Origin of the sequence: Caproicibacter sp. BJN0012 (assembly GCF_035986805.1) — a bacterium.
Lineage (GTDB): Bacteria > Bacillota > Clostridia > Oscillospirales > Acutalibacteraceae > Caproicibacter.
On sequence record NZ_CP142518.1, the window covers coordinates 2,714,595 to 2,739,654 of the forward strand.

Consider the following 25,060-nt stretch of genomic DNA (forward strand, 5'->3'; position numbering starts at 1 on the left):
GGGAATCCGATAGTGATGAGGAGCGCTTTGGCGCCCCTCATTTGCACTGTCCTTTCGCTTTTAAGTATCTGCTCCTTTTAATCCGGAATCGCCTGATCAAGCGCCTGGCCGATATCCCAGATCAGATCGTCCGGATCTTCCACCCCGATGGAAAGGCGGATGGTTTCCGGCCCGAAGCCCGCCGCGCGCTGCTCTTCCAGCGTCAATTGCTGGTGGGTTGTGGTAGACGGATGGATAACCAGCGATTTCGCGTCCGCAACATTGGCAAGCTGAGAGAAAATCTGCAGGCTGTCGATGAACTTCTTTGCTTCATCGACGTTCCCTTTCAGCGAGAATGTAAAGATGGAGCCCGCGCCCCTCGGGAAATATTTCTTTGCGAGGCCATAGTATCTGTTCGATTTCAGGCCCGGATAGTTGACTTCCCTGACCTTCGGATTGCTGTCGAGATACTCCGCAACTTTTTCCGTGTTGGAAACATGCTTTGCCACGCGGAGCGACAGAGACTCCAGGCTCTGGATGAACAGCCACGAATTGAATGCGGAAAGCGTCGCGCCGGTGTCGCGCAGAAGCTGCGCGCGGATTTTTGTCACGAAGGCCGCCGCGCCGAGATCCGCGTATCTGATCCCGTGGTAGCTTTTGTCCGGCTCGGTGAATCCCGGAAATTTTCCGCCGGTCCAGTCGAAGTTGCCGCCGTCCACGATCACGCCGCCGATGGAAGAACCATGGCCGCCGATGAACTTCGTCGCGGAATGGACGACCACGTTCGCGCCGTGCTCAAACGGGCGGAACAGGTATGGGGTCGCGAACGTGTTGTCCACAATGACCGGGATCCCGTGCTTCTTCGCGATTTCACCGACCGCATCGAAATCGATCACGTTGATGCCCGGATTGCCGAGCGTTTCGTAATAGAGCGCTTTCGTCCTGGGGGTAATTGCCTTTTCAAAGTTGCTCACGTCCTCCGGATCGACAAAAACTGTTTTGACGCCGTATTTCGGCAGCGTATGCGCGAACAGATTGTAGGTGCCGCCGTACAGCGTGCTGGCGGATACGATCTCGTCTCCCGCGCCGGCAATATTCAGGATGGCGTAAGTGACCGCCGCCGCGCCGGACGCGACGCCCAGCCCCGCGGAACCGCCTTCCAGCGCCGCGATGCGCTGTTCAAAAACGTCCGTCGTCGGATTCGTGAGGCGGGAGTAGATGTTGCCGGGAATCGTCAGCCCGAAGCGTCCTTCCGCCTCGGCGGTGTCCTTGAATACATAAGATGTGGTCTGATAAATCGGGACGGCGCGCGCGCCCGTCGCCGGGTCCGGCTTCTGCCCCGCCTGTACCTGAAGAGTGTCAAATCCAAATTTTCTCTCGCTCATCGTCAATCAACCTTTCAAAATAATATTCATGGATTTCTTGGGAAATGATATAAAAAAGGCCGGCAGGTCTTTGACCTGACAGCCCTTTTGTCGGTTTGAATGCGGCGTTTTAAGCGCCTGGATCTATTCCAACAGCAGAAGGGAGCGGTCATGTTCCATTTTGGGCATGCCACAGCACATGATGCACATCGCGCACATCATGCAATCCATTTTGCCGTTGTTGCAAGCCAGAGCTTTCATAGCCGTCTCCTCCTTTAATACTAGTTATCATATATGCTTTGTATTCATATAATATTCTGAACATCCGCTTTTGTCAAGGTCTTTTCCTATAAATATGAGATAAATATTTTCATGGCCGACAGGATGCATAGACGACATGCGGCCGGCAGCTCCAAATGATATCCGGGTTCTATGTCCGTGATAGTCCCATAGGATGAATCTATGAAATATCATAAAATTTTTGAGTTGGCTACAGCGGCGCTTTTATGGTATCTTAATATGCAATATAAATTATTCATATCATAATTATAGGAATAGGGGATTTCGCAATGAGAACATCCGTGATAGGATTTCCGAGGATCGGCTCTCTTCGGGAACTGAAATTTGCATCGGAAAGCTATTTTAAGGGAGAAAAAGATCCGGAGGAATTATTGTCGGCAGGGAAAGCGCTTCGCGAGAAGCATTGGCGCTTACAGAAAGCCAGCGGCCTTGATTCCATTCCGTCCAACGACTTCTCTTTTTACGACGGGATGCTCGATACGGCCGTTTTGCTGAACGCGGCCCCGAAAAGATACCGGGAGCTGGGGCTCGGCGGCCTCGACGAATATTTCGCAATGGCGAGAGGCTACCAGGGCTCAAACGGAGACGTCAGAGCGCTGGCTATGAAAAAGTGGTTCAACACCAACTATCACTATCTGGTGCCGGAAATAGAGGATGACACGGCAATCAGCCTCGCGGGCACAAAGGTGTTTGAAGAGTTTTCAGAAGCGATGGCCCTTGGCATTTTAACAAAGCCTGTCGTTATCGGTCCGTTCACCTTTTTGAAGCTTGCCAAATTTACGGGCAGGAAAAGGGCCGCTGATTTTACCGGCGGCATTGTAAGGGCTTATTCCTCGCTGATCGAAAAGCTCGCGGCGTCCGGCGCGGAGTGGATCCAATTCGACGAACCGTCGCTGGCGATGGATCAAACTTCGGAAGACGTCTCCCTTTTCAGCGGACTGTACGCGGGAATTCTGGAGGCGAAGGGGAAGGCAAAAATTTTGCTGCAGACCTACTTTGGGGACATCCGGGACTGCTACGGGGAAGCGGCCGCGCTTGATTTCGACGGAATCGGCCTGGACTTTATCGAGGGAAAGGAAAGCCTCCGGCTGATCCGGGAGAACGGTTTTCCGGATCATAAGACCTTATTTGCGGGCCTTGTGAACGGGAAGAACATCTGGCGGAACAACTACGCAAAGACGTTGTCGGCAATCGGTGAATTGAAAGGGCACGCGGACCATATCGTCCTCGGGACGTCCTGCTCTCTGCTCCATGTCCCGTTTACCGTCGAAAATGAAACACAGCTTGACAATACATACAAAAGGCACCTGGCTTTTGCCGTGGAAAAGCTGCGGGAACTCGCCGACCTGAAAAAGCTGGCTTCCTGTGACCTGCCGTTGGAGACGGATGAATATGCCTTCAATGAGGCTCTGTTTAAAAAAGTGCGGCAGGGCGCGGACAAAACCGTGAGGGCAAGAATCAACTCCCTTTCTGAGCGGGATTTCACGAGGCTTCCCGCTTTTGCGGAACGTGAAAAGATTCAGAACGAGTTTTTTCATCTGCCGCTTCTTCCGACAACCACGATCGGTTCCTTCCCGCAGACCGCCGACGTCCGCGCAAACCGCTCCGCTTTCAAGAAAGGGCGGATTTCCGAAAAGCAGTATATGGATTTCAACAAACAGAAGATCAAAGACTGCATCGAGCTCCAGGAAAAAATCGGGCTGGACGTTCTTGTTCACGGCGAATTCGAGCGAAACGACATGGTTGAATATTTCGGCGATCACTTGAACGGATTTCTCTTCACCGAAAAAGCGTGGGTCCAGTCCTATGGCACGCGCTGCGTAAAGCCGCCAATCGTATGGGGAGACGTCTCACGCCGGCATCCGATCACGGTGGAATATTCAAAATATGCGCAGAGCCTGACGGATCAGTACGTCAAGGGCATGCTGACAGGGCCGGTGACCATACTGAACTGGTCTTTTCCAAGAGAAGATATTTCATTAAAGGAATGTGCGTTTCAAATCGCGCTCGCCATCCGGGATGAGGTTCTCGATCTGGAGGCGAACGGGATCAAGATGATTCAAATCGACGAAGCCGCCCTGCGGGAAAAGCTGCCGCTGAGAAAGGCCGATTGGCACAGCGGATATCTCGACTGGGCGATTCCCGCGTTCCGGCTCGTCCACAGCGGCGTGAAACCGGAAACACAAATCCACACGCACATGTGCTACAGCGAATTCGGCGATATCATAAAAGACATTGACAATATGGACGCGGACGTGATCACGTTTGAAGCCTCGCGCTCCGATCTGGCTATCATCGACGCCCTGAACGAATGCGGCTTTAAAACCGAAGTGGGGCCGGGCGTCTACGACATCCATTCCCCGAGAGTGCCGGCGGTTTCGGAAATTAGAAACACGCTTCATAAAATGCTGGGGAAAATTCCGAAGGAAAAGCTTTGGGTCAATCCGGACTGCGGCCTGAAAACGCGGGGATATCGTGAGACCGTATCAAGCCTTGAGCACCTTGTTCAGGCCGCCAAAGAGACAAGAGGTGAACTGTAATGCGTACCAGCGAATTGTTTCAAAGGAAAACCGTGTTTTCCTTTGAAGTCTTCCCTCCGAAAAAGACCGCTTCGATCGATACTATCTATAACGCTCTGCAGAAAATGCGCGGGCTTTCCCCCGATTTTATCAGCGTCACCTACGGAGCGGCGGGAAGCGCCGGCGATCTGACCGTGAAAATCGCCTCCGACATCCGGACCCGGTACGGCTTGGAGAGTGTCGCCCATCTCCCATGCATCAATTTCACCAGGGAAAATGTGCTGGAAGTACTGAAAACCTTAAAGCAAAGCGGCATTGAAAACATTCTGGCCCTGCGAGGAGACATCAGCCCGGACAGCGCTCCCCAAACGGATTTTAAACATGCAAGCGACCTGATTGCGTTCATAAAGGAAAACGGAAACTTCAATGTCATCGGGGCATGCTACCCGGAAGGGCATCCTGAGTCGGGAGGGCTTGTCAGAGACATTCAAAACCTGAAAATAAAGGTCGACGCGGGTACGGATCAGCTGATTTCCCAGCTTTTTTTCGATAACAGCTGTTTTTATTCTTTTTTGGAACGCACCGAGATTGCAGGGATTCACGTCCCGATCCAGGCGGGGATCATGCCGGTGACGAACAAAAAGCAGATCGAACGAATGGTTTCTCTCTGCGGAGCGGCACTTCCGAAAAAGTTCGAGACGATCATGGAAAAGTACGGAAGCGACCCGGCTGCGATGCGCGACGCGGGAATCGCGTACGCCATTGACCAGATCGTGGACCTTATCGCGCAGGGGGTGGACGGCATCCACCTGTATACGATGAACAACTCCTACGTTGCGTCGAAAATCAGTGAAGCGGTGTCCAGCCTTCTGAAAGCGAATCAAATTTCAGCGTAAAAGATGAAGCTTTTACCGTCCGCAAATTTTTTCTTGACATTTATCGGCGAATCCGTTATAATTGCCGTAACGCGATTTCAAATGTAAGCATATATAAATAATATGTTTTAACGACTGACCGGAAAACCGGAGGCCGGGCACTGGTACCTCGTACTTTGCCCGGCATTTTTTATAACGGCTTTGGAAGGATAAGGAGAGATACAGGATGAAGTGCATGGCTGCTGTTTCAGGACGGAAAAACAATATGATGTGCATGATGTGCTGTATGCGAATGTCTAAAACGGGCAATTCGTTTCACTTGTTATGTCCAAGGTTAAATTGATGATGGATTCCGTATGCCGCACAGGGATGTAAAGCATATGAAAGCTCATGGGTCAATTGGCCTGTGAGCTTTTTTTCATCCATGAAACCGAGCTATTCGAAAAGGGCGGTGAATGCCATGCTGGAAAAGGATACTGGTTGTCATAACGCGGAGATTTATCAAAAATTGTTGGAGTACATAAAAGATATCCGATACGGTTCTATCGTAGTGGTGATCCAGGACGGCAAAATAGTCCAGATCGAAAAAAACGAGAAAGTGAGATTTATTTAAAAAAATCGAAACGGACTGACCGGAAAACCGGAGGTCGGGTTGGGCTGAAAAACGCCTGGCCTGGCCATTTTTATTTTCAACTTGGACAGAAGAGGGTGGTATGAAATGAAAGAGAAATTCTTAGAGAACGAAGAGCTGCTGCGTATTGCGAAAACGCATCCCTGTTTAAGCCGGGAGGCGAACACAGCGTTTGGAAGGCTGCATCTGCCGGTCAGCCCGGCGTGCAATATCCAGTGCCGGTTTTGCAGCCGTTCGCTCAATAAAACGGAACAGCGTCCGGGCGTGACCGCGCAGGTGCTTCAACCCGAACAGGCGGTGGAAAAAGTCCGGCAGGCGCTTGAGCTTTGCCCGCAGATCACCGTCGCGGGCATTGCGGGCCCGGGCGACACGCTCGCGACAGATTCTGCCCTGCGCACTTTCCGGCTGGTACATGAAGCTTACCCGGAGCTGACTCTCTGCCTTTCTACCAACGGGCTGATGCTTCCGGATTACGCACAGGAGTTGTACGACGCGGGTGTCAGGACGATTACCGTTACGGTAAACGCCGTAGACCCAGAGATCCAGGCGAAGATCATTTCTTACATCGTCTATCAGGGAATCCGCTATGTGGGCAGGGAGGCGGCGTCCATCCTGATCCGGCGCCAGCTGGAGGGGATCCGGAAAGTCAGCGGCCTGGGAGTCATTACAAAAGTCAATACCGTTCTGATTCCGGGCGTCAACGGCCATCACATCGGAACCGTTGCAAAGGCGGTGCGGGAAGCGGGCGCCAATATCTACAACATGATCCCGCTGATCCCGCAGCATGATTTCTCAGATTATCCCGCTCCGTCCTGTTTGCAGATTGAGGCGGCCAGAGCCTCGGCGGAAAAATATATTCCTGTTTTCCGGCATTGCCAGCATTGCCGGGCCGACGCCTGCGGGATTCCCGGAAAAGGGGATCTGTCTTCGAGACTATACGGGGAAGTCTGCGCGGAAACCTTTTCCCACGGATGATCTGACACGAAGCCCGGGAAGGAAGAAAAATATGACGATAAAAGTGGCCGTTACGAGCAGCGACGGCAAAAGGATCGACCAGCACTTTGGGCATTGCATGAACTTTTCAATTGCCGAGATCAATCAGGAGGATTCTTCCTGGAAAATGGTTGACAGCCGCAAAACGGCCCGGACCTGCCATGAATTTTCACATGACGCGGAACAGGTCGAGCAGGTTGTTGATTCCCTGTCGGACTGCGATTATCTGCTTACATACCGCATTGGATATTATCCCAATCTTCTGTTTTCATCAAAAGGAATTCAATGCGTGGAAACTCCAACGGAAGAGCCCGTCACGATCGAGCAAGGCATAGCGCGGCTGCTTTCTATAACTCAATCGATGAAATAAATTTTCAAATTAATACAATTCCTGAAAGGGTGAGCTTATAATACTATGAGTTTAAATCTGGCAAACGCGGAAGTTGAAGTCCGGGAAAGAAGGCTGCATTCCATCGTATCCTATCATGGAACGGCGGTGGACCTGAACGAACGGTCGAAAACAAAGTCCTTACCCTGCGGCGGGCTGTCCTATGAGCAATGCAAGGACTGCTCGCAGGGATGCGCCGAATCCATCACGTACCTCATCAGGGACGCGGCTGTCGTCGTGCACTCCCCCGTCGGCTGCTGCAGCCGCGGAGCGTCTTATTTCATTCAGGGCGACGTCGTCAACAGGGCAAGGGGATTGCCCGCGCAGAACGTAAACATCATCTGTTCCAACATCCAGGAAAAAGACACCATATACGGCGGCCTTGAAAAACTTCGAAACGCAGTTCATGAGGCATACGGAAGATTCCATCCTTCCGCAATATTCGTGCATTCTTCCTGTGCGGCCGGAATCGTCGGTGACGACATCGACAGCGAGGCGGACGCCCTTCAGGACGAACTCGGCATTCCGGTTGTACCGATTTTCTGCGAAGGCTTTAAATCAAGGATATGGTCCACCGGATTCGACGCGGGATTTCACGGCATACTCCGCAAGATCGTAAAGCCGCCCAGAAAAAAGGATGAAAATCTAATCAATATTTTTAACTTTGAAGGAAGCGATACCTTCGGCCCGCTCCTGGAGAAAATCGGGCTGCGGGCAAATTATCTGGTCCCCCTGGCGACGGTGGAAACGCTTTCGAGAATGTCGGAAGCGGCCTGCTCCGCGCATATCTGCGAGACGCTGGCTACCTACGTCGCACATGCTCTGGAAGAAAAATACGGCGTGCCCGAAGTGAAAGCCCCCGCTCCTTTCGGAATCGAATGGACGGATCAATGGCTCAGGGAGATCGCAAAATATACCCATAAAGAAGAGCTCGCGGAAAAGGCCATTGCGTCGGAGCATCAGAGGATCTTGCCTGAGCTTCAGAAAATCAGGCAAAAGCTCGCAGGAAAAAACGTTTATGTGTTTGCGGGAGATTCGTTTGCCCACAGCATTGCGAATATGGCGAACGACCTGAATCTCAAACTGCTTGGGGTCACCACCCTGCACCATGACCAGGCGACCGACGGAAATCTGGAAAGCCTGAACACGCTGGATCAATATATTAAAAGCAGAGGCGATATCGGCTTCTTTACCGTCTGCAACAAGCAGCCTTATCAAATGGTAAAAATACTGAAAAAGCTTCATCCCGATTTATTGATCGTCCGTCACGCGAACATGACGATCCTTGGCACAAAGCTGGGCATACCCACCGTTCTGGAAGGCGACGTCAATATCAACGCCGGTTACGACGGGGTGATCAAATTGGGAAAAAGGCTGTATGAAGCGCTGCTGACGCGAAAAGCGATTCAAACCATTTCAGAGCATGTGGAGTGGCCGTATACGGATTGGTGGCTGAACGAGGAAAATCCTTTCTACTTTGAAGGGGGAAAAGAAGCATGAGTGCGATCATCGAACAGCCGAGGTATACCTGTGCGCTGGGGTCGCAGCAGACCGTGCTGGCGATCCCGAAGGGAATCCCGATCGTCCACGCCGGTCCGGGCTGCTCCTCTAAGATATTCCAATATGAGAACCTGGACGCCGGGTTCCAGGGGGAGGGCTACGCGGGAGGCGGCGCGGTTTCCTGCACGAACACAAGCGAGCAGGAAGTGGTCTTCGGAGGAGAAGAAAAATTGAAGGCGTTAGTGAGAAACACCTTCAAAATCATAAAGGGGGACTTGTTCGTTATTCTTTCGGGCTGTACCGCGGGAATCGTGGGCGACGACGTAAAACAGGTGGCGTCTCAGTTTGCGTCGCAGGGGAAACCGATTGTCGGCGTCGACACCTCGGGATTCCGGGGGAACAATTATTACGGGCATGAGCTGGTGGTAAATGAAATCATCAATCAGTTTATCGGCGACGCGGTCCCCCGCAGAAGAGAAAGGCTTGTAAATGTATTTTCGGTCGTCCCCAACCAGGACCCCTTCTGGCGTGCCGATCTGGAAGAAATCAAAAGGCTGCTGGCCAAATTGGGACTGGAAGTGAACATCCTGTTCGGCGACGGCTCAAACGGTGTAAGCGAATGGGAGGACATTCCAAACGCGCAGTTTAATCTTATCCTGTCTCCATGGGTCTGCCTGAGCACCGCAAAACTCCTGAAGGAAAAATACGGGACGCCCTATCTGCACTATCCGATTCTTCCGGTGGGAGCGAAAGCGACCGGCGCCTTTTTACGGACCGTGGCTGAATTCGCGGGAGTCCCAAAGGAACACGCCGAAGCGGTGATAAAGGAGGAGGAAAAGAGGTTTTATCATTACCTGGTTTCTCTCGGGGACTTTATCGCCGATCTGCGGAACAATATTCCGTATGAGCTGTATGCGGTCGCCGACAGCGCCTATGCGATTGGAACAAGCGATTTTCTTGTCAACGAACTCGGTTTTATCCCCAGGGGGATTTACGCGACGGAGAATCCCTCCCCGTCCGGCGAACAGAGGATCAGAAAGGCGTGGTCGCTGGCCGTAAGCGATTACCCGGACGCGCTGTCGGTCGAGGCGGACGGCGGGATGATTCAGGCGGATATCAGGGCGAAGATCGGGGAGTCAAACCGGGCGGTCATTCTGGGCAGCACATGGGAATCGAGGCTGGCGGCGGAACACAACAACCTGCTGATCCACCTCAGCCTTCCGATTGCCGACGACGTTATCGTCAACAGGAGCTTCACCGGTTATAACGGCGGGCTCCGGCTGATGGAGGAAATCTACTCCGGCATATTCAGAAAAGGCAATATATCCCAGACCACACAGACGGCTAAAGCATCTCAAATCTAAAGAGGATTATTTCAATGTATAAAGTTGCGATCGCATCTTCCAACGGCAGAAATATCGACCTTCATTTCGGCCAGGCAAAGGAATTCCATATCATTCAGGTCGATGAGAAAACCGGCCGGTGGGAAGAGAGCGAGCTGAGAAAAATACCGGATTTCAAGCTTTGTGAGCCGGATTTTCACTGCCGGGGTCATGGCGGGGACACCGCATCCCTGAAAACGATCGCCGGCCTTCTGCAGGATTGCCCTTACCTGCTGGTTAAGAAAATCGGCCTGTACCCCTACAGGATCTTACAGCAATCCGGGACCGACAGCCTGGAAGCCCCCTGTGAGCTGGACGAGGCGATCAGGAAATTAAACGCCTACCACACGCGCAGGCGGGAAAAGGGAAGAGACAAATGACGAAGATATTTTACCCCGACTTTTTCAACGATGTTTTCGGGCCGATCATGCAGCCCGGCTCCAGCGGTTCGTTCGCGGGGCCGTGCAGAATCGGCAATATCGCAAGGAGCCTGATCGGCGGCGACCCGGTGAAGGTCGGATTTTTACTCAACCGCTCGGACGGGAGGCTCCCGCATCTCGTGAACTTCATGTCCGACAGGGCGTACCTTGGCGGCATTCAGGGCTTTCAGACCGACGACGTCCGGCTGTTCGACGCGCCGTCTCTGGCAAGGGAAAAAGGAATTTCCTACGATTTTGGATATCTGGAAAAGGATAATCCCTATCCCGGAAGCATTGAAATCCTGATCGAAGGAAAAAACGGAGAAAAGGGCAGCCTTACCGCCGAATCGATCGGCGGCGGAATGATCCGCACCGATCGGATCAATGGCTTTGAAATCGAATGGCAGTCCGATACATACGGGATTCTCATAGAAAAAGCAAGCGGCGACAGGGCGGATCTTTCGGATGCCTTTGAAGAAGCCAACCGGCCCCGGCTTGTAAACAGGCTGAAGCTGAAAAAAGCGGATCATGCAAACGGGTATTTTTACGAATTTTCCGAAAAACCGGATTTGCAGGAGATAAAACGCTATTTCCCCGACGATAGGATCGCCGTTCTTCCGGCTTTGCTTCCGGTCGTTACAACTCCCGAAAGGCGCCCGCAGCTCTTTAAGACAGTGGAAGAGTGGCGCCGGTTTGCCGACGGGAAAGGGATCAGCTTTGCGCAGGCCGCCATCGAATACGAAAAGGCCTTTTCCGGCTGGAGCGGCGAACGGATCTGGGATTATTTCGAAAAAATAGCGGATATCCTGTACGAACAAATCCACTCTTTGGAAAAGGTTGGATATGAAAACGCGAAAGACACCTCCCTCCTGCCGATTTACGGAAAATACTGGGACAGATACGAGAGAGAGAAAAAGCCGCTCGGCGATCCGCTGACAAAGCACATCCTGCGCCATGCGATGTCCACGAACGCAAAGCTGCCCGGCGTCCGGATTGTGCCCGGGCCGATGGGGACCGGGGGCGGCTATTTATTCTCCGCGCTGGACGCCGTGAGGGAAGAATACGGCTTCAGCCATAAAAAGCTGCTGGAGGCGCTGGCGGTGGCGGCGGCGCTGGGCGCGCTGGCTTACACGCACACAAACGCAAGCGGCAGCGTCGGCTGCGTGGGCGAATCCGGCGTCTGCTGCGCAATGGCTTCCGGTGCGGTCACCTGGATCGCGGGGGGAGACGGGCTGCAGGTGGAACACGCCGCGTCCATGGCACTGCAGGCGAATCTGGGAATTCCGTGCGACCCCATCTCCGGCGGCCTGGAGTTTCCGTGCCTGACCAGGACCCTGCGCGCGGCCGTGACCGCGCCGCTTTACGCCGATCTCGCGCTGAGCGGGATAGACCCCCTGATCCCCTATCACGAGGTTTTGCAGGCGATTGAGTCCAACTTCCGGCATGCCGACAACCGATACCTCTGCGGGCCCGAATGCGGCTGCAACTGCACGCCGACCGCCCGGAAATGCCTGGAAAATCTGGAGCAGCATTCGGAGGGCATTCTGCATTTTCACGCGGATGCATGATGAAAGACTCCGTACTAATGGAAGACCGTCTAAACATTCCGGGAAAGCCGTGTGAGGAAGAGATCATGGAAAAGTTTTTGAGCAGGCCGACATTCATCAGACCGGCGCCGGGATCCGTCAGATGCAGCGGGAACAGGGACCGAATGTGACAGGGACGGAAAGGATTCTGCCAATATTCTGCCAATATGCTGATGAATTATGGAGTGAAAACAATGAAAAAAGTACAGATTATCCCCCTGATTTTGCTGTTAAGCCTTTCTTTCTTTACGGGCTGTTCCTCCTCTTCCAAGACAACCGATGCTTCCGGGGCGAGCTCCGAGGGAAGCGCGGGTACGGTTTCCGGCGCCTCCGCTTCCGAAAGCTCCGGCAAGGTAAGGAAAATAAAGATTTCGTTTGGCCAAACCGGCAAACCCTACGGCTATGTGGACGATAACGGGAATGCGACCGGATACGATATTGAGGCTTTAAGGCTCGTGGACGGCCTGCTTCCCGACTACGAATTTGAATATGTCCCGACGGATTCGCAGGACGCGTGGACGGGAACCCGCGAAGGAAAATACCAGGTCGCGGTGACCAACAGCTTTTGGACGCAGGAGCGCGCCCGGAATTATATTATCCCTGAAGAGAACCTGGGCGGCTCGATCGGCGGACTGATCGTCCGGAAGGAGAACAAGGACGTCAAAAGCTTTTCCGACGCCGCCAAAAAGGGCCTGAAGCTCGTGCCCATCAAGGCGGGCGACGGCTGGCAGTATGTAGTGGAAAGCTATAACAAGGAAAATCCCCAGAACCAGATCAAGCTGGAGCTTTCGGACAGCCAGGATTGGACGGCGGGCTTTACCTATGTGGCTGAAGGCAGATATGACGTCTTCGGAACCATCAAAAGCAGCTTTGCAACCAACGTCGCCGATTCAAAGGGCGACCTCCACAATCTGGCCGACAAGCTGGTGTGCAATGAGTTTACAACCATTAAAACCTATACGCTCATCAATAAAAATGAGACCGATTTGGCTAAGCAGGTGAATGATGCCCTGAAAACCCTGAAGAAAGGCGATAAGCTGGTACAGTTTTCCGAACAATTCTATGGGGAAAATGTTTTCCGCTATTTAAAATGATATGCCTGACCGCGGAAGCCGGAAGAAGGTCATTTGGGAATATCCTCTTTTGGCTTCCAGTAAAGTCCACGCTAAAGGAAGTGATACCATGTTCCAGTTCCGGACAGACCGATTCTTTGAATCATTTCCAAAAATATTTGCCAGTCTGGGCCTTACATTCTCCATCGTGCTGCTTTCCATCCTTTTCGGAAGCGCTTTAGGCCTGATGCTGGCCTGGATGAAATTGGGCAAAAACGCGGTGCTGAAAAAGGCCGCATTCGGATACACGACCATCTTGCGCTGCACGCCGACGCTGGTTCTTATTTTTATTATTTACTACGGGCTGCCCAAACTGGTCCGGTCTCTGTTTGGAATCGATATCAATGACTGGTCGAGATTCTTCTTTATTGTCGTTTCCTTTTCGCTGTACTGCGGAAATATCCTGTCCGAAGTGATGCGTTCCGCCTACGAAGCCGTCGGGAAAGGACAGTTTGAAGCGGCCGCTACCGTCGGGCTGACGGGCTTTCAGGCTTTTCGAAGGATCATCTTTCCGCAGGCGTTTTATATTTCGCTTCCGAATGTGGGGAATTCTCTGATCGGAATGCTCAAGGAAAGCTCGCTGGCGTCGACGATCGGGCTGAATGAGATTACCGGCACGGCAGCTCTTATCATCGCCAGAAGAAACGGGAGCTGCACTCTGGAAACCTACCTCGCCCTTGCGCTCATTTACTGGGCAATCTGTGTTCTTATTGAACAGCTTGTCAAACAGTCTGAAAATCATTTCGGCCGCTTTCATCAGCCGGTAAAGAAGGAAGTCTGATATGAACTGGGAATTTTCACTGTCCACATTAAAGCTGGCGCTGGGCGGGCTTCCCGTAACGTTGATGATTACTGCGATAACGTTCATTATCTCCACGCCTTTGGCTTTCCTGATCGCGATAGTGCGGCTAAAGGAAATTCACGTTATCGACAAGATCTGCAAGGTTTACATTTCTTTTATCCGCGGAACGCCGATGCTTGTGCAGATCTATGTGATTTACACCGCCATGCCAAGCATTTTGTCGGGAGTATTCCAATCCTTCCATATCCCCATCCGGATTTTCGATGTAAACCCTATTCTGTATGCGTTTATCGTGTTCGTTTTGAATATAGCCGCGACCATGTCGGAAATTCTGCGCTCCGCGCTTGGGACGGTAAACAAAGGCCAGTTGGAAGCGGCCTACACAGCCGGGCTTACCTCTTTCCAGGGATACCGCAGGATTGTGATTCCTCAGGCGCTGGTTTCAGCGATTCCAAATTTATGTACGCTGACAACGGGCCTTATCAAGGGAACGTCTTTGGTTTTCGCCATGGGGATACTGGACGTCACGGCAATTGCGAAAATACAGGCAAGCAGCGGCTACTATTTTATTGAAGCCTATCTTGACATCTTTCTGATCTATCTGGTCCTGTGCTTTTCGATCGAGAAAATTTTCAGCCTGATAGAATGGAAACTGAAGAACCATCCAAAAATCATGTTTCCGGTCTGGAGCAGGAGGGATTGCTATGCTCAAAGTAAATAACGTCAGCAAAGCCTTCGGGAAAAACGAAGTTTTACAAAACGTCAGTATCCGGATAGACAAGGGCGACGTAGTCGTCATTATCGGCCCCAGCGGTTCCGGGAAGACCACTTTGCTGAGATGCATCAGCTTCCTGGAAAAGGCGGATCAGGGCGAGATCGAAATTGGGGACCTGAGAGCAGACCTTGCGGAAGCCTCCAAAAAACAGATGCTGGCCATCCGGCGCAGAATGGCTTTCGTGTTCCAGAACTACAATTTATTCAATAACAAGACCGCTCTCGAAAACGTTGTCGAGGGGTTGATCACCGCGCGGAAAATGCCCAAAGGCGAAGCCGTTGAAACCGGGAAAAAAGCGCTGGACCGCGTCCATCTCTCTCAAAAATATGATTTCTACCCGAATCAGCTCTCCGGCGGGCAGCAGCAGAGGGTTGGAATCGCACGGGCGGTAGCGGTGAACCCCGACGTGATTCTATTCGACGAGCCGACATCCGCGCTGGACCCCGAACTGACCGGGGAAGTTCTGTCCGTTATGAAGGACCTCGCGGGGGACGGGACCACCATGCTGGTGGTAACGCATGAAATATCCTTCGCGGAGGATGTCGCCAACCGGATCGTGTTTTTTGAAGGCGGAAACATTGTTGAAGAGGGAGCACCGAATGTTATTCTGTTCCGGCCGGAAAAAGACCGCACAAAGCAGTTCCTGAAAGGCAGGTTTGCCCTGATGTAGCGCAGCCGGACGCAAAACGGACCGCTTGAACAAGTTTTATGACAGTACAGATTTCAAATTGGAAGTAATTAAGAGGAGATAATTCTATGCCGTTGAGACAAATCGCTATTTATGGGAAAGGCGGGATCGGGAAATCCACTACCACGCAGAATCTCACCGCGGCCCTGGCACAACTGGGGAAGAAAATTATGGTGGTGGGCTGCGACCCGAAGGCGGATTCCACAAGGCTTCTGTTGGGCGGCCTTGCACAGAAAACCGTGCTCGATACGCTCAGAGAGCATGGAGAAAACGTCCAGCTGAATACGATCATGCGGGAAGGGTACAGCGGGATCCGCTGCGTGGAATCCGGCGGCCCCGAGCCGGGAGTGGGCTGCGCGGGACGCGGCATTATCACGGCGATCGGCATGCTTGAAAATTTGGGAGCCTATACAGAAGACCTGAATTATGTGTTTTACGACGTTCTCGGAGACGTCGTCTGCGGCGGCTTCGCCATGCCGATCCGGGAAGGCAAAGCGAAGGAGATTTATATTGTGGCAAGCGGGGAAATGATGTCGCTGTATGCCGCAAATAACATTTCGAAGGGAATCCGGAGATATGCCGAAAGAGGCGGGGTCAGGCTTGGGGGAATCATCTGCAACAGCCGGAATGTCGATCGCGAGCTGGACTTGCTACGCGCCTTTTCCAAAGAGCTGGGCACGCAGCTGATTCATTTTATCCCGAGAGACAACATTGTGCAGCGGGCTGAAATCAAAAGGCAGACGGTAATCCAGTACAGCCCGGAGTCGGCGCAGGCGGAGGAGTACAGACAGCTGGCCCAAAAAGTTGAAGAAAACGATCTGTTTGTCATCCCGCGTCCAATGACGCAGGAACGGCTGGAAGAAATACTTTTACACTACGGCCTCATGGATTCACTTCAGGACGATTACCGGATTTAACAAGGCGATTCCCGCAAAAGATGTTTCATTCTATACGTTATGTGTTGTTTTCGAGAATCGAACACAGTCAGAGGGATATGAAAAATGGAAGAGACGTTTTATGAAAGAATGTCAAGGCTGGTAAAGGACTTCACTGGGATCGATCATCGGAGCGAAACAGCCGGCCTGCGTGAAAACACCAGACTGGTGCGCGGCTATTCTGGCGTTGAAGAGCGCACGGGGGCCGTTTCCACTCCGATTTATCAGAGCGCGACGTTTGTGCACCCGGGCTTTGACCGGACGACGGGGTTCGGCTACAGCCGATGCGGAAATCCCACCCGTCTGGAGCTGGAGAATACGCTTGCGATGCTGGAGCACGGAAAAAAAGCGTGGGCGTTTTCCAGCGGAATGTCGGCAATATCGATCGCCGTCAAACTGTTTCAGCCGGGCGATCAGATCCTCGTTTCAGATGATTTGTACGGGGGGACTTACCGGTTATTCAACGATTACTATTATGGCAAATACGGAATCAAGTTCGACTATATCGACACATCCAGTCTGCCGGAGATCAAAAACGCATTAAAGCCGGAAACAAAAGCGATTTTTGTGGAAACCCCTTCGAATCCCACCATGAAGGTCACGGATTTGCAGGCGGTTTCCGATCTGATTCACGGACAGAACGGACTGCTGATTGTCGACAACACGTTTTTGTCCCCGTATTTTCAAAAGCCGGTCGACTTCGGCGCGGACATAGTGGTCCACAGCGGGACAAAATATCTCGGCGGCCACAACGATGTTCTCTGCGGTTTTTTGGTCGTGAAAGATGAAAGCCTGATCGAACCGGTTTTTAAAGCCTCGATGGCGGAAGGCGGCACGCTGGACCCGTTTGACAGCTGGCTTGTTCTGCGGAGCATAAAAACCCTGGGGATAAGGCTTGAAAAACAGCAGGCGAATGCCTTTGAAATTTATAAGTTTCTAAAGACGAGCGACAAGGTCGAAAAAATCTATTATGTCGGCGACCCGGACCATGAGGGCTATGAAATTTCCCGCAGGCAAACGACAGGGTTCGGCGGAATGATTTCATTCAGCGTAAAAGATGCCGAGACCGTCCCCGATCTGCTGAATCATTTGCGGCTGATTCTGTTTGCGGAGAGCCTGGGCGGCGTTGAGAGCCTGATCACTTTTCCGCTGATGCAGACCCACGGGGAAATTCCGGAAGCGCTCAGAAATAAACTGGGAATCAACGACCGCCTGCTTCGGCTGTCGGTCGGAATAGAAGATGCTCAGGATCTGATTGAGGATCTGGAGCAGGCCCTGAGATAACAGGACGAAAACGCACGGGAGCGGCAGGCGCCCGGAAACGCGCAGGAAACCACACTTTACTTTCCCGTTCGGCCAGGAGGAACAACGGCAATCCGGTTTACGCTGATGATGCGAAACAGGTCGTTGAGCCTCATCGTCAGGCCGATGACAGGTCCCCAGGAAGGGAAGATGCGCGTCTTATGAAAAATGGGGTAACGCTCCAGAAGCTTCAGACGAAGCCCCCATTCTTCAAGGTCGCCGGCGTCCCGGATTCCCCATTTCATTTCCGCTCTCCGGATCCCGCATTTCCGGACCATCCGGCTCGCCAGACGGATGCCGGACGGCGCGATGGCGTCGAATACGATCTCCGCCCCTGGGAACCGTCCTGCAATCATGGTGAAAAATCTGCGGACCTGTTTTTCGTCGAAATACATCAGCACGCCTCCGACCAGAAAAAGGATTCCGTCCTGAGGGACCGCGATGTCATTGAAAAAGCTTTCGTCGAACATAGACTTCGGGATGCTGTTCGTTTCCCGGCTTTCGGGAATCAGCATGCTGCGCAGATGAATTACCTGCGGGACGTCCAGATCATACCATTTGATTTTTCCGTTGTTCACCCGGCTGAAGGTCGTGTCAAGGCCCGCGCCGATGTTTACGACGACGGCCCGGGGATGCCGCTGAATGAAATCGCGTATCATGGAATCAAACTCGCGTGCGCGGATGGCAAGGGTCAGAATCTGAAAACGCCGGATTTGGGAACGGAACCTGGTAAAATCATAGTCGATCCTGTCGATCAGGTCTGCGGATACACGGTCTTTAAGGACAGGGTCCTTCATCCTTGCTTCCTCCGCGCGCCCCCATAATGGGAGCAAAAGCGTTTCGTTTACGCTTCTCAAATCGATTTTCACTTTTTCGCCGCTCACCATCATACTCACCTTACCATAGACTCAGCCGTATATATGTTTGCTGAAGTAGCGGTCGCCGCGATCCGGCAGGATCGCCACCAGGTCGCTGCCTTCAGGCGCTTTTAACGCCGCCTTTCTGGCCGCTGAAAGAGCGGCCCCGGACGACGTTCCCGCCAATATTCCTTCCCTGCCCGCGAGCAGCCGGAGCTCCTTAAACGCCTCCTCGTCCCCGACTTTATAAACCTGGTCCACAAGCGACATATCCATGGTGCCGGGCATAAAAGTGTTGCCGATCCCCTCAATGGCGTAGCAGCCGGGCTCCCCGCCGCCCATGGTGGAACCGACCGGGTCCGCCATGACGACTTTTACCGCCGCGTTCTGTTCCTTCAGATATTTCGCCGCGCCGGAGAGAGTCCCCCCGCTGCCCGCGCCCGCAACCAGAATATCCACCTTTCCGTCCAGGTCCTTCCAGATCTCCGGTCCGGTGGTGCGATAGTGAGCCAGCGGATTCGCCGGATTTTCAAATTGGCTGAGCGTGACCGGGTGTTCAATCCGCTTTTTCAGTTCCTCCACTTTTTCGATCGCACCCTGCATTCCCTTTTCCAGCGGCGTATGGACAATTTCCGCCCCGTAGGCTTTCATGATGGTTTGTTTCTCCTCCGAGAATTTTTCCGGTACGGCGAAGATCACCCGGTATCCCCTTCCCAACGCCGCGAGCGCAATGCCGATCCCGGCGTTGCCCGCCGTCGCTTCCAAGATAGTATATCCCGGCTTCAACAGGCCGCGCTCCTCGGCGTCACTTACCAAAGCGGACCCCATGCGGTCCTTTACGCTTCCGCCCGGATTGAACAGCTCCAGTTTTGCAAACACATTCACTCCGCCGCGAAAATCCATATGGTTCAGCTTTAAAAGAGGCGTATGGCCGATCATTTCGCGCACATCATTGTAATATGTCATTTTGACTCCCCCACAATCGCCTGCCCGAACGCCTGGGAAAGGTCGTCGGCAAGGTCTTTTTTATCTTCAATGCCAACCGAGAGACGCACCAGGTTGTCGACGATGCCGACTTTCTGACGGATCTCACAGGGGATGGAAGCGTGCGTCATGCTGGCCGGATGACACACGAGCGACTCCACTCCGCCGAGGCTTTCGGCAAGGGCGATCAGCCTGACGCTTCGGAAGAACGTATGGATATCGTATCGGCCGGAAAGCACGAAAGAGATCATTGCGCCCGCGCCGGACGCCTGTCTTTTCTGGATCTCGTACCCCGGGAAATCTTCAAAACCCGGATAGTAGACTTTGGCGACAGCGTCGTGATTCCGAAGAAAATCGGCCAGATAGGAGGCGTTTTCCAGGTGACGGTCCATGCGGACGGACAGGGTTTTGATCCCGCGGATCAACAGCCAGGAGTCAAAGGGACCCAGCACCCCGCCGGTGGCGTTCTGCAGAAAGCCGAGCCGCTCCGCCGTTTCCGCGTCCCTGACCGCGACAAGGCCGGCGACGAGGTCGCTGTGGCCGCCGAGATATTTCGTCGCGCTGTGCACCACGATATCCGCGCCCAGATTCAGCGGTTTCTGTAAGTACGGCGTCATGAACGTGTTGTCGACGATCATTTTAAGGCCGTGCCGGCGGGCAATCTCCGACGCCGCTGCGAGATCCGTAATCGTCAGAAGCGGATTCGCCGGGCTTTCGACGATCAGCGCCTTTACATTCTCCGCAATCCGGCTTTCGAGCAGCTGAAGATCAGACGTATCCACAATCTCATAGGTCAGCCCGAAGTTTTTGAACACTTTGTCGAGCACACGGAACGTGCCGCCGTAGACATTGCTGGAAATGATGATTTTATCGCCGCTTTGAAACAGCGACAGAACCGCTGTAATTGCCGCCATTCCGGACGCGAACGCGAATCCCGCCGCTCCGCCTTCCAGTTCGGCGATCAGTCTTTCCAGCGATTCCCGGGTCGGGTTTCCTGTGCGGGAATACTCATAGCCGCTGTTCTCCCCCAGCCCGCTCTGCCGATAGGTGGAGGTCTGGTAAATCGGCACGCTGACCGCTCCCGTTTTGGAATCTCCGTCAATCCCGCCGTGAATCAGAGCTGTTGCAAAACTTTGCTGCATCTCATGGTCATTCCTTTCAAATAATACACCGATTTAGTGAACTTTAAATTGTATAGAAAAGGGCCGGGCGGCAATTCACCGCCCGGCCTTATCTCAACGCAACGATCCCGCCTAAGAAAGGTTATGACAGCAAATCAGCCTTTTCCCCACAGCAAAGCCAAGCGGACAGCAACAACACGCCGCGGCAGCTTTCCGTGAGAAAAAGCGATTTTCCATAATTCCTTTCTCCTCTTTAAATTAAGTATAGTATATATATATGTTATGTTAGTATTTATGTTACAACTATTCGTCCGCTTTGTCAAGAGAAAATTGCTTGACAAGGAGGGAAATATAATATATATTACATATATTAATAGTATGTATAGAGGTAAATATGAGAGCGGGAACAAAGGTTGAAAAAAAGGCAGAAAACAGCTGTGCGGACCTGAAGGGTTTTGCAATTCCATCCGTGACCGGGGAACGGATGTATGCCTGTTTCTTTAAACCGTATGGAGATGGGCCCCGGCCCACAGTGCTCCTGCTTCATGGCTACCCGGGAGACGAAAACAATTACGACCTTGCCCACGCCTTTCAACGGGCCGGTTATTCGACGGTTATTTTCCACTATCGCGGAACGTGGGGAAGCGAAGGGTTGTTCAGTTTGTCCCATGTCCTGGAAGACGTATCGTCGGCGCTTGATTTTATCAGGAATCACTCCGGTGAGAATACATATCAGTTTGACGCGGATCGACTCGTTTTAATCGGACACAGCATGGGAGGATTTGCGGCCCTGGAAACGGCGGCAAACACATCGGGGCTTCTCGGCGTCGGGGCAATCGCCGCTTTCGACTTTTCTCTCGCCGCGGAAAATTCAAAGCTGCGGGACGCAATACGGCAGGAGTTTTCGAACTATGCTCCCGTCCGCAGAATTGAGCTTGGCAGTCTTATAAACGAGATCGGCGAAAATGCGGAAAAATGGAATTTCTCTCAATTGGCCGACAAGTTGTCAAATCTGCCCGTTTGTCTGATTGGCGCGGCACACGACATGATTTCCGTCCCGAAGTATCATTTGTTTCCTCTGCGCCAGTCGCTCGACCGTATTCAGAATCCGGGAATCACTTTTCACATGCTGGATGACGGACATTGTCTGAGCGGTACACGAATTGAACTCGCGGACCTTCTACTGGATTGGACCGATGGTTTATTAAATAAATAGCTTTATGCAAACAGGGCCTGCTCTTCTACAGAGGGCAGGCCTTTGCTGTGCTGCAAAAGACATCTGGACTGCATTTCTATGAATGGAACAGGCGGACGGGATCAAGCCAAATTATATTGCCGGCAAAATTGCTTTTTTCATAACTTCCGTATATATTGTGAATAGAGAAGTCCAACGATGCAAATCGTCTTCATAAAATCTTAAGATTTTCATAAGGAAAATGAAAGGATTCCCTTTTGTCTTTTGCCTTATGATTACTTACGGAAGTTTGGGGAAAAGGAGTGGCAACCGTATGGGTGTCGATATCTTAGTCGCAGACGATGAACAGGCCATAGCGGATCTGGTGGAAGTAGTGAAAAATTGCCGCTGTTGCTGATGAAACAATTCATGATTTGCCGGACAAACCAAAACGGCAGCATTCATCACGCAGCCGGCCAGCATTGCGGCAATGGCCGAAAGTACTCGACAGCGCCCACATCGCGGTTTTTGCTTTTCATCATCCGCTCCATGTGATATACTGTGACTTGTCCCACCATTTCAGACAGGAGGATTTTGTCATGAGCAATGAAACCGCAAAAACAATGGAAGAGGCATACGAGCCGGAACAGGCGCAGGTAAAAAAATGGTCGGCGTTCGTGGAATCCGACGCCGTGAACTTCTTTACGGCAAACAAGATCGAAAAGATGACGATTGAGGACGGCAGTGGCAATAAGGCAAAGCTATCGAGGACAAAGGACGGCGGCATCAAGGTTGACTCTACCTCTTCGGTGATTCTCTAAGCCTGATTAAAATAAATATAAAAGCGTTACAATACCCCTGATGTCATGCAGCAGACATCAGGGGTATTGTCATTCTGGGAGCTGCCCCAACTCTTTCAGAATATCCGCAAATTCCTGATCTTCCTTTAAAAAATCAAAGGCCGGATTTTTTGCTATCATCTGGCGGACACAGCGGTTCAGGTAGCCTTTGGACTGAGCAGATTCGTGCATTTCAATACTGTCGTAAAAAGGGCTCACCTTTACCGCATCGAGATCAGCGGGCATCCGCGCGCAGTTTATGAACTCATGAAGCGCATCCAGCGTTTCCCTTTCCTGTTTCTGCTCCGCGTGGCACTGCGCAATCATCAGATAGTGATTTAAGTCCTGGCCGTAAATTTTATCTCTGTCAAACATCTTTGAAAGCTGCAGGCTTAGGTTTTCCATCCGCAGCGCAAGCGGATAATCCTGATTCTTTTTCGCAATATTGGCAAGCGTGCCGAGGGCGATATTGCAGCCGAACGCATGTGTGGCAAGCAGATACTGCGCCATCTGCTTTGACTTTTCGTAATTTCCCATGGCGTAATAGATGGAGACTTTTATCTGATCCGGTTCGATTTCAGAACTGTGAATGTTGTCAAGCGCCTTTAAAGCGTCCTCATATCGTTCCTGCTGCATCAGAAGGGCGCTGAGGCTGTGCCACGCTTCTTCCCGGATTTGAATGTCGTCACTTTTAGCAGCATCCCGCATCAGAGTTTCCGCACGGCTTAGCAGATTGGCGGCAGCATCTTCCGTTCCCGCACAGGGAATGTGCATCATAAAGACATTGCCCATCCTCAGTTTCAGGAGCGGACTGTTTGGATATTCCCTGATATATTTCTCCCCAAAGGAAACCGCATTTTCATAGTCGGAGGCTTCAAACAGTTTTGCGCATTGATCGCAGATTTCTATCGCCCGATCCTTCGACAGCTGCGGTTCGAAGCCCAGCAAATCGTCAACCGTGACACCCAGCAGCCGGGCAGCGGGAGCAAGCAGAGTGATATCGGGATATGCGCCGCCCGTTTCCCATTTCGACACGGCGGCGATAGAAACTCCAAGCGCGGTAGCGAGTTGATCCTGGGTTAAGCCCATGGCTTTTCTTTTGTTCTGAATATTTTTACCGATGGATAATTCCATGTGGATTCCTCACTTTCCGAGAAGGCCTTTCCCGATTATCAGTATAGCGGATCCTTCGGAATCCCGCAATGGAAACGTATTTGACTTTTATCATTCATTTTTTAACCGCCGGTTGAATGATTCAGCCAATCCGACATTTTGTACCCGCGCTTAATCAGCGCAATCTTTTCGGCATGGCTCAGCTTTTTGAGCGCGGCTTCCCGTCTGAGAGCTTCGCTTTTCGTTGCAAAGCGTTCCTGATAGACCAGCGTGACCGGCAGACGGGAGCGGGTATATTTTGCGCCTTTTCCGCGGCTATGCATGGCGGCGCGCCGATACGGATCCGTCGTATAGCCGCTGTAGATCGTGCCGTCCGAACAGCGCAGCATATATGCGTAATACCCGGCCTTTTTTGCATTTTTCATCTGCCCGGCTACCGCGCGGTGATAATCAGACTTTCCATTTCGGCCTCTATTTTTCCAATGTTGGAGTTTGCCTGAGATCTCATCGATTCAAGCCGTTGAACGGCGTCACGGACCTGGCTTTGCACATGAGAAACGCTTTCCTGCGACTGGTCGATTTTCGACTGCATGAACCAGTCCGCGATCAGCCCGTCAAAGAAAAAATCCGCAAATTTGGCGAAGCCGCCCGTTTCAATGTGAATGTCGGAACGGATTCGAACGTCGGCTAACTCAGCGTGAAACTGCCTCAGCAGCCGCTGTGCGTTTTCGGTTTCCTCTTTTGCGTCGTCAATATGGGAGTGCTTTGCAAGGTCGGAGATCAGCCCTCCGCCGAGAAGGTCCCAGGTTCCCCAGCCTTCTGCATGGCCGAGGCTGTTTTGAATCCGGTCCAGGCTGGCCAATGCTTCCTTACCGGCGGATGCTGCTTCCTCGATTTCTTTCAGATTTATCCTTTCACTGTTTATTTGGTTTGACAGTTCCAGAATTTTTTGGGCGGACGCACCGCTTTCTTTCACGATACGTTCTTTTTTATCGGCATAAAGAGCGTCGAAATCGCGCTGACAATTTACATAATTCAGCCGTTCCGCAGAAAGTTTTGAAATCTGATCTTGTATATTATCCAAATCTCTGATAGCCTGATCGTATTTTAGCTTCGCAGCAAAAGCTTCCGCCTGTTCTTTTTCAACACGTTCTTCCAATTTCCCAAACAGGGAATAAAAGACAGAGGCGATACTTTTATTTTCCATTTTGTCGACATCACAGTTTTCCTTTTCCAAAACGACCTTGAGCCCGGCAGCTTTGCGGTTTAATTGCGACTGTTGATTTTGCAGATCCTGAAGCACGGCATCAATCTTGTGCAACCGCGCAATTCCCTGTTGAGCAGATCGTATTTTCTCATTTATTGCAGAATCCATTTTTTATACCCTCCTAATCGAATGGAAGCTGAACGTGTTCAGACCTG

Annotated in this window: 24 protein-coding genes; 17 read left to right on the forward strand and 7 right to left on the reverse strand. The window is 52.1% G+C overall.

Annotated features, from left to right (window positions below; genetic code table 11):
* Positions 1 to 77: 77 nt before the first annotated feature.
* Positions 78 to 1,364 (reverse strand): O-acetylhomoserine aminocarboxypropyltransferase/cysteine synthase family protein, encoded by a 1,287-nt coding sequence (locus VA597_RS13235; RefSeq protein ID WP_128743267.1) that lies wholly within the window; start codon positions 1,362 to 1,364, stop codon positions 78 to 80.
* 548 nt (positions 1,365 to 1,912) lie between these two features.
* On the opposite strand from VA597_RS13235, the gene metE reads away from it, so the two are divergent.
* The 15 genes from metE (at position 1,913) to VA597_RS13310 (ending at position 17,532) form a co-directional block, all read left to right on the forward strand.
* Complete coding sequence (gene metE, locus VA597_RS13240) at positions 1,913 to 4,183, forward strand: 5-methyltetrahydropteroyltriglutamate--homocysteine S-methyltransferase (RefSeq protein WP_326974749.1); 2,271 nt, start codon at positions 1,913 to 1,915, stop codon at positions 4,181 to 4,183.
* A complete protein-coding gene (gene metF, locus VA597_RS13245) occupies positions 4,183 to 5,058 on the forward strand; it encodes a methylenetetrahydrofolate reductase [NAD(P)H] (RefSeq protein ID WP_128743271.1) in 876 nt (291 codons plus the stop codon). Before metE ends, metF begins: the two co-directional genes overlap by 1 nt.
* A gap of 439 nt (positions 5,059 to 5,497) precedes the next feature.
* A complete protein-coding gene (locus VA597_RS13250) occupies positions 5,498 to 5,650 on the forward strand; it encodes a YezD family protein (RefSeq protein WP_128744325.1) in 153 nt (50 codons plus the stop codon).
* 105 nt (positions 5,651 to 5,755) lie between these two features.
* Complete coding sequence (locus VA597_RS13255; protein ID WP_128743272.1) at positions 5,756 to 6,643, forward strand: radical SAM protein; 888 nt, start codon at positions 5,756 to 5,758, stop codon at positions 6,641 to 6,643.
* A gap of 31 nt (positions 6,644 to 6,674) precedes the next feature.
* Complete coding sequence (locus VA597_RS13260) at positions 6,675 to 7,031, forward strand: NifB/NifX family molybdenum-iron cluster-binding protein (protein WP_128743274.1); 357 nt, start codon at positions 6,675 to 6,677, stop codon at positions 7,029 to 7,031.
* A gap of 45 nt (positions 7,032 to 7,076) precedes the next feature.
* The gene (locus VA597_RS13265) at positions 7,077 to 8,549 is read left to right on the forward strand and encodes a nitrogenase component 1 (protein WP_128743275.1); all 1,473 of its coding nucleotides are present in this window, start codon (positions 7,077 to 7,079) and stop codon (positions 8,547 to 8,549) included.
* On the forward strand, positions 8,546 to 9,913 hold the full coding sequence (locus VA597_RS13270; RefSeq protein WP_128743277.1) for a nitrogenase component 1: 1,368 nt from the start codon (positions 8,546 to 8,548) through the stop codon (positions 9,911 to 9,913). Before VA597_RS13265 ends, VA597_RS13270 begins: the two co-directional genes overlap by 4 nt.
* Positions 9,914 to 9,927: 14 nt before the next feature.
* Positions 9,928 to 10,311, forward strand: a complete 384-nt coding sequence (locus VA597_RS13275) for a NifB/NifX family molybdenum-iron cluster-binding protein (protein ID WP_128743279.1) — start codon at positions 9,928 to 9,930, stop codon at positions 10,309 to 10,311.
* Positions 10,308 to 11,918: an L-serine ammonia-lyase, iron-sulfur-dependent, subunit alpha gene (locus VA597_RS13280; RefSeq protein WP_128743280.1), complete on the forward strand. Its 1,611-nt coding sequence runs from the start codon at positions 10,308 to 10,310 to the stop codon at positions 11,916 to 11,918. The genes VA597_RS13275 and VA597_RS13280 overlap by 4 nt, the downstream gene beginning before the upstream one ends.
* 212 nt (positions 11,919 to 12,130) lie before the next feature.
* Complete coding sequence (locus VA597_RS13285) at positions 12,131 to 13,030, forward strand: transporter substrate-binding domain-containing protein (protein ID WP_164919071.1); 900 nt, start codon at positions 12,131 to 12,133, stop codon at positions 13,028 to 13,030.
* Between the two features lies 1 nt (position 13,031).
* Positions 13,032 to 13,829 (forward strand): amino acid ABC transporter permease, encoded by a 798-nt coding sequence (locus tag VA597_RS13290; protein WP_326974751.1) that lies wholly within the window; start codon positions 13,032 to 13,034, stop codon positions 13,827 to 13,829.
* 1 nt (position 13,830) lies between these two features.
* Positions 13,831 to 14,571 (forward strand): amino acid ABC transporter permease, encoded by a 741-nt coding sequence (locus tag VA597_RS13295; RefSeq protein WP_128743286.1) that lies wholly within the window; start codon positions 13,831 to 13,833, stop codon positions 14,569 to 14,571.
* Positions 14,555 to 15,295 (forward strand): amino acid ABC transporter ATP-binding protein, encoded by a 741-nt coding sequence (locus VA597_RS13300; protein WP_128743288.1) that lies wholly within the window; start codon positions 14,555 to 14,557, stop codon positions 15,293 to 15,295. Before VA597_RS13295 ends, VA597_RS13300 begins: the two co-directional genes overlap by 17 nt.
* Before the next feature lie 86 nt (positions 15,296 to 15,381).
* Complete coding sequence (gene nifH / locus VA597_RS13305) at positions 15,382 to 16,230, forward strand: nitrogenase iron protein (protein ID WP_128743290.1); 849 nt, start codon at positions 15,382 to 15,384, stop codon at positions 16,228 to 16,230.
* A gap of 108 nt (positions 16,231 to 16,338) precedes the next feature.
* Positions 16,339 to 17,532 carry a trans-sulfuration enzyme family protein gene (locus VA597_RS13310; protein ID WP_128744326.1) on the forward strand — a complete coding sequence of 398 codons (1,194 nt, stop codon included), beginning with the start codon at positions 16,339 to 16,341 and terminating at the stop codon, positions 17,530 to 17,532.
* Positions 17,533 to 17,588: 56 nt separating this feature from the next.
* Here the strand turns inward: VA597_RS13310 and VA597_RS13315 are convergent, their stop codons facing one another.
* The 3 genes from VA597_RS13315 to VA597_RS13325 are packed head-to-tail and all read right to left on the reverse strand — an operon-like array spanning position 17,589 to position 20,533.
* Positions 17,589 to 18,440 carry a class I SAM-dependent methyltransferase gene (locus VA597_RS13315; protein WP_326975689.1) on the reverse strand — a complete coding sequence of 284 codons (852 nt, stop codon included), beginning with the start codon at positions 18,438 to 18,440 and terminating at the stop codon, positions 17,589 to 17,591.
* An 18-nt stretch (positions 18,441 to 18,458) separates the two neighbouring features.
* A complete protein-coding gene (locus VA597_RS13320) occupies positions 18,459 to 19,373 on the reverse strand; it encodes a PLP-dependent cysteine synthase family protein (RefSeq protein WP_128743294.1) in 915 nt (304 codons plus the stop codon).
* Positions 19,370 to 20,533, reverse strand: coding sequence for a trans-sulfuration enzyme family protein (locus tag VA597_RS13325; RefSeq protein ID WP_128743296.1), 1,164 nt, complete (start codon positions 20,531 to 20,533; stop codon positions 19,370 to 19,372). Before VA597_RS13325 ends, VA597_RS13320 begins: the two co-directional genes overlap by 4 nt.
* A gap of 373 nt (positions 20,534 to 20,906) precedes the next feature.
* Here VA597_RS13325 and VA597_RS13330 point away from each other — a divergent pair, with 373 nt between their 5' ends.
* The gene (locus VA597_RS13330) at positions 20,907 to 21,728 is read left to right on the forward strand and encodes an alpha/beta hydrolase family protein (protein ID WP_128743297.1); all 822 of its coding nucleotides are present in this window, start codon (positions 20,907 to 20,909) and stop codon (positions 21,726 to 21,728) included.
* Positions 21,729 to 22,285: 557 nt separating this feature from the next.
* Entirely contained in the window at positions 22,286 to 22,507 is a 222-nt protein-coding gene (locus VA597_RS13335) for a hypothetical protein (RefSeq protein WP_243112520.1), read from the forward strand.
* 69 nt (positions 22,508 to 22,576) lie between these two features.
* Here VA597_RS13335 and VA597_RS13340 read toward each other — a convergent pair whose 3' ends face one another.
* The 3 genes from VA597_RS13340 to VA597_RS13350 all read right to left on the reverse strand — a co-directional run bounded on the left by VA597_RS13340 (position 22,577) and on the right by VA597_RS13350 (position 25,013).
* Positions 22,577 to 23,659: a helix-turn-helix domain-containing protein gene (locus VA597_RS13340; protein ID WP_128743299.1), complete on the reverse strand. Its 1,083-nt coding sequence runs from the start codon at positions 23,657 to 23,659 to the stop codon at positions 22,577 to 22,579.
* 101 nt (positions 23,660 to 23,760) lie between these two features.
* On the reverse strand, positions 23,761 to 24,063 hold the full coding sequence (locus VA597_RS13345; RefSeq protein WP_128743301.1) for a GIY-YIG nuclease family protein: 303 nt from the start codon (positions 24,061 to 24,063) through the stop codon (positions 23,761 to 23,763).
* Between the two features lie 8 nt (positions 24,064 to 24,071).
* Positions 24,072 to 25,013, reverse strand: coding sequence for a hypothetical protein (locus VA597_RS13350; protein ID WP_128743303.1), 942 nt, complete (start codon positions 25,011 to 25,013; stop codon positions 24,072 to 24,074).
* Positions 25,014 to 25,060 lie beyond the last annotated feature (47 nt).